A 9,162-nucleotide genomic window follows, 5' to 3' on the forward strand; every position below is an offset into this window, starting at 1 on the left:
TTTTCCGGTCATGGTATAATTTAAAAATTGATCTTTGAAAATCAAGACAGCTTGTACGAATCGGCTGCTGATCAAGCAGCACGTGCTGGTGCTCCCGGTGTTTATTATAGGAGCACTAAATGAGCTTATTATCCCATGAGTTTTTCAATTTACACCAGGAAGATGAATTTCAAAACATTGAGGGCAGTGACGAAGACAAAACGATGACTGATAAATTCAATGGAAGGTTGGAGACACCGTTAAGCAATGTGAAAGTTGAACACAATCCCTTCCGCGATCAATCTCTGCAATATAAACCCATGCCGCAGGCCCCGGTCTACTCAATGCAGCCTCCTGTTGTTTCCACTGATACAAAAAATACATTAACCACAACAACCGAATCCAACAATCCATTCGAAAATTACAATTCAAAGACAACTAATTCCACCGCAAAACCTGAAACGACGAGTCCTTCAACAACGAATCCGTTTCCCTTCTATAGTCAAACTCCCGCCCACGGAAAAGCTTCCACCAAAGATGTTTCGGATCACGAATTATTGATCCCTTTGGTGACGGATATTGAATTCTTTGCTGATGATTTGGGGGACGTTTATTCAAAAGTAAATGATGTTCCACACGTCATCGAATCATCGTCCAGCTTGCTTCGACAGATTTTGGAAGGCCGCTTTCTCGACATCCATAACCGGCTTCCAAGGCGTAGTGATGTAAATAATGTGATTGAGTGTCTTGTATTTGAAGCAAAAAGAAGTGGACGTACACGTAAAGTCTTCAATCGGTTTGCAGTACTTGACAATGACAATGCTAAAATTATTGCGATTGATCTTGCAAATTCAAACGGCGAAGCCATTATCATCGACAGAAATGATTGGACGGTAACGTCCGACCATAAAATCGATTTTGTTCGCCATCCCCACATGCGCGAGTTGGAACACCCTGACCCCAGCGGGTCATTGTTGGAACTTTCGGAACTTCTCGGCGTTTCCGACGCAGAATCATCGTTATTGTTCGCATGGCTTGCCTGTGCCATGAGAACCGACATGGCGCGGCCGATCCTTATGTTACACGGCTCACCGGGGAGTGGAAAATCGACTCGCGCCAAAATGTTGCGGGATTTGCTTGATCCATCAGTTGTCTTCGATATGTTTCCTAAAAAGGCTGATGAATTACCGTTACTGATGCATTCGAAAGCAATTCCACTCTTTGACAATGTCGGAAACCATCTGTCAGACGATCAATCTAACACATTATGCATGGCTTGCACTGGCGGTTCTCTTAGTAAGCGCAAGTTGTACTCGAATCGTGATATGATAACGCTCCCTTTTCAACGCGCTGTCATCATGACTGCTGTAAACAATCCGATTACTGCTTCTGATCTGATCGATAGATCACTCATCATCCGTTTCGAAAGAATAAAAATACGTGCAACAGACGAGTCTTTGACGGCAAGGTATCTTTCACGGAAATCTCACATCTTAGGCGGCTTGCTCAATATAATACCAAAGGCGCTCGAAATTGAAAAGACTTTGAAGATTAACAATCTGCCTCGCTTGGCTCACTTTGCAAAATTCGGATATGCTGTCAGCGAAGCACTTGCAAATGGTTTCACTGGTGATCGGTTCTTGGCAGAACTTCGCTTGAGTCAACAGGGTTCGTTATTGGAAAGCGTTGCCGATGATCCTTTGCCTGGATTGATTTATGATTATGTCTCTCAGGTTCAAGTCGACCATGTTCCAATGAAAGTTTTTTTTGAAGACTTAATGGCGTACGCGAAGGTTTGCTCAATTGATCCGAAAAAGCTCCCCGCCGCTCCAAATTCCATGAGTAGGAAGATCAATTCAATGACACACATCTTCGAAGAATTTGGATGGCTCGTTTCTATCGATAGAGGACTTGGAAACGTCTCGGTGGTAACATTTAACAAAGCTTAAGTCTGACAAGTCGGACAGCACCAGCACGTTTTTTGGTTCCAGGCTCGTCCTTGACGCCCCCAGGGAGGTATTTGGGGATATTTGGGAGATACCAGGGAGGTATTTAAAAATATCTCCCTCACATAAATTATTGAAAATATTAAAAAAATTTGATTTTAGGGAGATATGGGAGATATTTTCGCAAAAAACTATTTTCAATTTTTTGATTTCCTTTTCCCCAAAGGAAAATATTATTTACATCTATGTATTTACATTGACTTCAGTATTTATATTGATATTAATTTTACCTTCATATAAATTGTCATTAATATATATTCAATTCATACTTCAACTTAATATTTATATTCATTCGAATCATTGTATATAATATGTGTATCAATTATGATCCACTGATAGTACCTGTAACTGCTACTTCAATTTAAAATTTCTATTAAGCTTAATAACTATATTATAATCATATTATCATTGTATAATAACATTTAATATAACCAATTCAAAGTATATTATACCAATGTTAGATTGATAATATAATTAACTGTAACTAATAAGCATATCATAAGCATTGATTACAATTAATATTAATATACATTTGAATTATAAATTAAATANATAAAAATTAAATACAATGTAAATACAATAGATAGCATATGACACTTATATGGAAATTAAAATTTAAATTTTAATAAAATTTATAAAATTTGAAATTCAATTTTTGCAAAAATATCTCCCTTATCTCCCTAAAATGAAATTTTTCATTAAATTTTAAGGGTTTATCGCAGGGTGATATTTTAAAATATCTCCCTAATATCTCCCAAATATCCCCAAATACCTCCCTGGGGGGGGGCGAAGCAACCCTTTCGTTCATCATTTTTCTTATTCATTTCTAAAATAACTCTGAATATTTCACCTTTATATCTTTGGAAAAGTTTTCACTCCATTGAATCCAAAGGCAGCAGCATTTTCAATCAATACTGATAGATATTTGATTAAAAGTGATGGCAAGAGCTCAAGTTGCCATCGCAAATGAAGCCCGATTCTGCATGCATGTGCGGCCTCGGGCTTTGTTTATGTCATTCATTTCATCAAGGAGGTTCAAACAATGACAATGGTGATTGGATTCTTTGAACTGTTGTTTTCATCTGACATCATCAGAGAGATAATCAAAAATGCTCTGGTGACAATAATTAAGAAATTACTCTAGCATAGTTTGACAAAATGCAAAGGTGAGTGTTGCTGTACTTAACGGCAAAACTCACCTTTTGTTTTATCTATAATTCAATGATGAGCTAAAGATATATTACATTAAAACAATATTGCAATACGAAGGAGTGTTCCATGAGCAAGAAGAAAGAACCTGTAAATGACATTGAACTTGAAGTAGGATCTTCAAGACGTGCAGAATCGAAATATAATCCTTCGATTCTTCGTCAATGTATACTCGAAGGGCTGCATGCGGATGTTATTATGGACCGATTGGGTCTGAAACACAAGCAAGTTTTACGGCAACATCTGTTAAAGCTGTGTGACCTGGATAAAACATTCTACGAGATCAACGGATTGTTCATTAAGAGTGCTTCTAGACTTCGGGTGAACAAAAAGCTTGAAATCAAGTTGCATCTCAAACAAATCGGCCTGAACGGCGATCCAATCCAGGAGGGTGACGAGTTCGATCTTTCTGTGGACGAGGAAAGAATAATCATCACACGTCGAATGCCGTAGTACGCATCCACAGCAAGGCCATACCGCAACCCGGGTGGCCTTTTTTTGTGCCCCTCCGCCTACGCAATGGTCCTCTCCTCTGGCGATTTCGAGGTTCAATTATAGATATCCGAAAGTACGGGTCAATGTCCGTTTCTTAGCAATAACGGGCATTTAAGGTACTTTTCAAGTTTTCTAAAAGATTTTCAACTGGTTACAGTGAAATCCCTGGCCGGCCAACCCGTTTCAATGGTTTTCAATGTCCGAAAACCATACGGGACAACTAAATTCATACATTCCAGGAGGATGAGCTATGAAAGTCCAACCGATCACCGAATTGCGCCACATCCGCAGCATCAAACGACTGTTGGCGGACAACCCACGAGACAAACTGCTGTTTGTGATGGGCATCAACTCTGGCCTTAGGGTACAAGACTTGTTGGCCCTCAAGGTATCGGATGTACGAAACCTGGCCGTTGGTGCACGAGTTAGCATCAAGGAAAAGAAAACTGGAAAATCGAATGTACTGTTGATTAACAAAGAAATCTCCAGTGCATTGCAAGAGTACTTTGCATCGACTTCACTGGAAGATTGGCATTACTTATTCAAAAGCCGGAAAGGTCACAATTATCCTTTGACGACATTTGCAGTGACAAAATACGTCAAGAAATGGTGCGAGGCAATCAATCTAAAAGGCAACTTCGGTGCGCATACTTTGCGCAAAACATGGACCTACATGCAACGAACCGTTCACGGCACCAGTTGGGAAGTTCTGGCCAAACGGCTGAATCACAGCACTCCGGCCGTCACCATGCGCTACATGGGCATCCAGGCCGAGGAGGTGGAGGCGGTGTTGCTCAAGGACATCTGAGGTCAAAAGGGGGCTTTGACCTGCCCCTTTTGCTTGAGGTCGTATTTTTTAATTTTTGAAACAAATATCTTAAACTACAATCTATTTTCTGTTGCCACCAAGAGCGTATGAAAAAAAAGTTGGCTCTCTCAGCCCTGCTTTTGGGGTCGATGATGAAGCATCTATACCCATCTGTTGAAGCTCTTGTTGGAGATGTAGAAGACTCTTGTATGATCAGGATTGTATAATTTACAATTTATATCTTTCTGTTACATGTGCCAAATGGACAAGAGCGCACCAGTTGGACCCTACCATACCACGCAGTCTGCTGCAAGCTACTTGGACTACAACTACGATTACTTCCGCACCATCGTGAAGAAGTATCGCATCCCTCGTCGTGGTCCTTTCAATAACAGATTCGCCCAGTCGGACCTTGATGCTTTCATGGCCGATCCACAGTGCTTCCTTGAGAAGCCAAAAGTGGACCTGCCGGTCAAACGCAAGATTCAAACCATCCCCCTGTAAGGAGGCAAAATCATGAGCGTACATGAACGCCCCAATGGGACCGTGTTCGTCCGCTACCGTGAGAACGGCAAGCAGCAGAACCGGTCTTTCGGTAGAGGACCAGAAGCCCTTGCAGAAGCGAAGGCCTTCGACCTGGCCTTGAAGACAAAAAAAGAAGCCATCAACCAGGAGGCGACTTCCTCGACTCCGTTCCTGCCAGGGCAGCCCGTCTATGCGGATCAAATCGCTGTAGCATGGTATCAGGACAAAAAGGCCGCTGGCCGTGCCCTTTGGGTAGACGACTTCGCCCACATGCTCAACAAGGAAATCTTACCCGAGATTGCCTTGATGCCGGTGGACCAGTTGACCCAGCAGTACTTGGTCAATTTCATACACCGCATCCGCAAGGGACGTTCACCGATCACTATCGACAGGTATATCAGCTATCTCAAGTGCATGTTCCAGTGGGCGGTCAAGCATCGGCTGATTACTCGAAATCCGTTGGAGCTTTGGTCCAAGAGAAAAGAGGCCCCCAAGGACTTCAAACTTACCCATGAGGACGTAAAAAAGATCATCGAAGTTGCCCCTCCACATCTGGCATGGGCGGTAGAGGTAGCCTACAACCTTGGTGTCCGTACGGGACAGTCCGAGTTGCTGTCCCTTGAGTGGCGTCATGTGGACTGGGAAAACGGCTACGTGCGTATCTACGGCAGGAAAACCAAGACCTGGAGACGTGTGAAGGTGTCTCCGAAGTTTTTGGAGAAACTTGAACGCAAGAAGGCCGAGGCACAGACACCCTTTCTGGTTGAATACCAGGGACGTCCGGTAAAACGCATCAGCAAGGCGTTTAGAACCGCATACAAGAACGCCGGTATCTCCGATGACATCATTTCGTATGACATCAGGCATTTGTTCTGTTCCACCCTGCTGTCAAAAGGCGCATCGGTGAGGACGGTCAGTTCCATGATGGGGCATTCGAACCCGTCCATGACCCTCGGCAGGTATGGCCACATCATGCCCGGTGATGAGGAACGGGCTGCGGCACTATTGCCTGAACTGGATTAGCTGGACACGGAGGGGCAGCAAAGTCCCTCCTTTTTTTCAAAGATACGCCCAAAATGAAACAGCACCCCGTACCTCATGTCTCATACGGTGTTGGAGCATGTCTGAGGAAATAGCAGAAGGATGTCTGAAGCACCCGGGAAATTAGGGGGCAGACTTCATCCCTTTCATACACCATCATACACAGTGATTACAGTTGCTTAAACAGTTCACTCCAACACCCCGGTCAACCAGAGGTTCACCAGGAGGCTTCCCGGGGTTGCGGTACCGTTTTGAGCTACAGACCAATGATATCCTTCTATATTTTTCATTCAGCACAATTCTCTCCTGTATACGCAGAGTCGAATTGCATCATATCAATTTCCGAAAATCTGCCAATGAGATAAGGCACTCAGCGTGTAGTGCATAACCAGAAAAGCGCGATACAAAAAATTTCAAATCAAAATCAGGAGAACATTCGAATTCATCAATTTCCGAATCGCTTAGTATCGACTTCAAAACATTACTCCGGGGATTATGGTTAGCCAAAATAAAAACAACTTCAGGTTTTACATTAGAATCAATTTTTACACCTGTCCAATTTGATATCTTGTTGAATCGCATCAAATTAAGCTGGTCAAGTTGACTGAATTGACTTTCCATTGTTTCGAGGAGTTGTTGATATCTACCTCTATCATCAATCAATGAATTTATATCTTGAAGATGCTTAATTATCCCTGCATTGCCAGTTAGAGCATTATCGCCATACTTCATTTCAATCAGGGCGGGTCGAAAACTACTTGTGTCTTTACGCTGAGAAGCAAGCCAACGAAGAGCTAGCATGTCAAACCTTGCACCTATATCAGAATCAGAAAATTCAATGTCTGTAATAAAGTATTCACTTTGGTTCGAAATTGTAGATTGGTTGTTTTCTCGAGCAACTAATTGTTGAAACTCGCGCTCAGGCTTGCATTTTAAAGAAAAGTAGCAGTCCATCATTCCTTTCAATTCTTGCAGAACTTTTACCCACGCGATGCAGTCCTTTTTCTCATTAATTATATCTGGAAGTGTTGGGCATGGGGCATCTAGTCTATTGTAGTTAAAATCAAAGAATGAGCTGTAGCAACCAGAACCTTTTTCCTTTATCCTCAAGATATTTCCACCACGATAGTAAACATTGATAAAATCTTTTCTAATTGAAAGCATTAAGGTGTGATCATGCCTAATTCGTTCCACAAGAGAATATAGTATCCCGTCTCTATCCAACAAATCGTTCATAAAAGAAACAGAAAGTGCTCTCATTTTACCTCCCACCATTCACCATCATAGTGTGGCTGAACTCTACACGTCAAAGGGCGCATCGGTGAGGACGGTCAGTTCAATGATGGGGCACAGCAATCCGTCCATGACCCTCGGCAGGTACGGGCACATCATGCCCGGTGATGAGGAACGGGCTGCGGCCCTGCTACCTGAACTGGATTAGCTGGACACGGAGGGGCAGAAAGGTCCCTCCTTTTTTTCAAAGATACGCCCAAAATGAAACAGCACCCCGTACCTCATGTCTCATACGGTGTTGGAGCATGTCTGAGGAAATAGCAGAAGGATGTCTGAAGCACTCGGGAAATTAGGGGGCAGACTTCATCCCTTTCATACAAGACCATACACAGTGATTACAGTTGCTTAAACAGTTCACTCCAACACCCCGGTCAACCAGAGGTTCACCAGGAGGTTGACAGGCACGAAAAATGGGCCAGTCAACTTTGTCAGTTAACCGGCCCATTTTCTTGGGGAAATCTGTGGTCGGGATGAAAGGATTTGAACCTTCGACCCCCTGAACCCCATTCAGGTGCGCTCCCAAACTGCGCTACATCCCGACGCGAGAGATGGTGTCTACCCCTCGAAGGGGTGGGTGTCAAGAAACTTTCTCGCCTGGCCGCATTTTTTTTGTCAGCGCGGGTGGGGCGCTGGGGCGCGGGCGTCAGTACGAGATAATCTTGTCCGCCTGCTGCATCTGGGCGTACAGGAACTTCATGGTGGAGAGGGCTGCGTGTTCGATTGCATCCACACCGTGGATGCCCATGCACTTGCCTCAGGCGGCCAGCACGCCTTCGCTCAGGGCAAAGAGCTTGGCCTGCTCGGCGATGGGGAACTGGCCGCTGTCGCCATCATACAAGGACACGGCCGGGCCGTTGAGGAAAATGCAGACCTCCTCGCCTTCGTTGAGCAGAAAATTGCCGAAGCGCAGGGCGTTCCATTTGATTTCCGGATCGTTGCTGGAGAGAATCAACAGTATTTGCATGCTCGATGCTCCTGTGCGGTTTGCATCAGCATAATCTATGGATTTAATGTGGTAAAGCTCAGGCCGGGGCAGGCAGTCCCAGGGCGGTGCGGATGGCTTCCAGGCCCTGCTGTTGAACAAACCGGGCCACGCGCACCTTGCCCACGCAGGTGGCGGCGTAGTGATCCAGGAAGCGGCGGACGAGGTCCAGAGCGTCGGCATCGCTCAGGTCCGTGGCCAGCAGATCGGCCACGCGGGGCTTGGTGCCGCTGTTGCCGCCCACATACACGTGCCAGCCCTTGCGCCGGCCCACCAGGCCGATATCCCGCACCTGGCTTTCCGCGCAGCAGAACGGGCACGCGGAGACGCCCAGCTTGACCTTGGCCGGAAACTCCCGGCCGAACACCAGCGCTTCGAGTTGTCTGCCCATGGCCAGGGAGTCCTGCACGGCGTGGCTGCAGTGGTCCGTGCCGGGGCAGGCCTGCACGTAATTGCGGCAGAGCTGGCCCATGGGCCCCAGGGCTTCCTGCAGGGAGGCAAGGCGATCCTCAGGGATGCCCAGCAGGATGAGCCGCTGGCCGGAGGTGATTTTCAGGGCATGCACATCGTGGGCGGCGGCGGCATCGGCAATGCGGCGGAGTTCGTCCGGGGTGACGATGCCCATGGGGGCGCGGGGCTTCATGGCCCAGGTGGTCTTGTCGCGCTGCTGGATGGCTCCGGGGACGGCGGTCATGGCGGCTCCTTGGTGATGGATGTATTGGTCTGGAGCCGACCATAGGGCAGGGCGGTGCACCTGCCCATGATGCAGGTCAAGAAATGCCCGAAAATCGTCGGAGCTGGTGCTAGCCCGCATATTGCACAAA

Annotated in this window: 8 protein-coding genes and 1 tRNA gene; 5 read left to right on the forward strand and 4 right to left on the reverse strand. The window is 45.7% G+C overall.

The genetic code is table 11. The features are described from left to right. Window positions 1-119: 119 nt before the first annotated feature. From DGI_RS18415 to DGI_RS09600, 5 genes are all read left to right on the forward strand, one after another. Window positions 120-1,928: an ATP-binding protein gene (locus tag DGI_RS18415; RefSeq protein ID WP_021760765.1), complete on the forward strand. Its 1,809-nt coding sequence runs from the start codon at window positions 120-122 to the stop codon at window positions 1,926-1,928. A 1,335-nt stretch (window positions 1,929-3,263) separates the two neighbouring features. Continuing rightward, window positions 3,264-3,647: a hypothetical protein gene (locus DGI_RS09585; protein ID WP_021760769.1), complete on the forward strand. Its 384-nt coding sequence runs from the start codon at window positions 3,264-3,266 to the stop codon at window positions 3,645-3,647. A gap of 292 nt (window positions 3,648-3,939) precedes the next feature. Beyond that, window positions 3,940-4,497: a tyrosine-type recombinase/integrase gene (locus tag DGI_RS09590; protein WP_021760770.1), complete on the forward strand. Its 558-nt coding sequence runs from the start codon at window positions 3,940-3,942 to the stop codon at window positions 4,495-4,497. Window positions 4,498-4,815: 318 nt separating this feature from the next. Then, a complete protein-coding gene (locus DGI_RS09595; RefSeq protein WP_144284163.1) occupies window positions 4,816-5,001 on the forward strand; it encodes a hypothetical protein in 186 nt (61 codons plus the stop codon). Window positions 5,002-5,013: 12 nt separating this feature from the next. Further along, window positions 5,014-6,045 (forward strand): tyrosine-type recombinase/integrase, encoded by a 1,032-nt coding sequence (locus tag DGI_RS09600; protein WP_021760774.1) that lies wholly within the window; start codon window positions 5,014-5,016, stop codon window positions 6,043-6,045. Between the two features lie 348 nt (window positions 6,046-6,393). Here DGI_RS09600 and DGI_RS17950 read toward each other — a convergent pair whose 3' ends face one another. The 4 genes from DGI_RS17950 to DGI_RS09615 form a co-directional block, all read right to left on the reverse strand. Continuing rightward, window positions 6,394-7,323: a hypothetical protein gene (locus DGI_RS17950; protein WP_021760776.1), complete on the reverse strand. Its 930-nt coding sequence runs from the start codon at window positions 7,321-7,323 to the stop codon at window positions 6,394-6,396. Window positions 7,324-7,818: 495 nt separating this feature from the next. Next, window positions 7,819-7,895: transfer RNA gene (locus DGI_RS09605), tRNA-Pro, on the reverse strand. A gap of 104 nt (window positions 7,896-7,999) precedes the next feature. After that, window positions 8,000-8,320, reverse strand: a complete 321-nt coding sequence (locus DGI_RS09610) for a DsrE family protein (protein ID WP_021760780.1) — start codon at window positions 8,318-8,320, stop codon at window positions 8,000-8,002. A 58-nt stretch (window positions 8,321-8,378) separates the two neighbouring features. Beyond that, complete coding sequence (locus tag DGI_RS09615; protein ID WP_021760782.1) at window positions 8,379-9,032, reverse strand: nitrite/sulfite reductase domain-containing protein; 654 nt, start codon at window positions 9,030-9,032, stop codon at window positions 8,379-8,381. Window positions 9,033-9,162 lie beyond the last annotated feature (130 nt).

The sequence above is a fragment of the Megalodesulfovibrio gigas DSM 1382 = ATCC 19364 genome, assembly GCF_000468495.1.
GTDB lineage: Bacteria > Desulfobacterota > Desulfovibrionia > Desulfovibrionales > Desulfovibrionaceae > Megalodesulfovibrio > Megalodesulfovibrio gigas.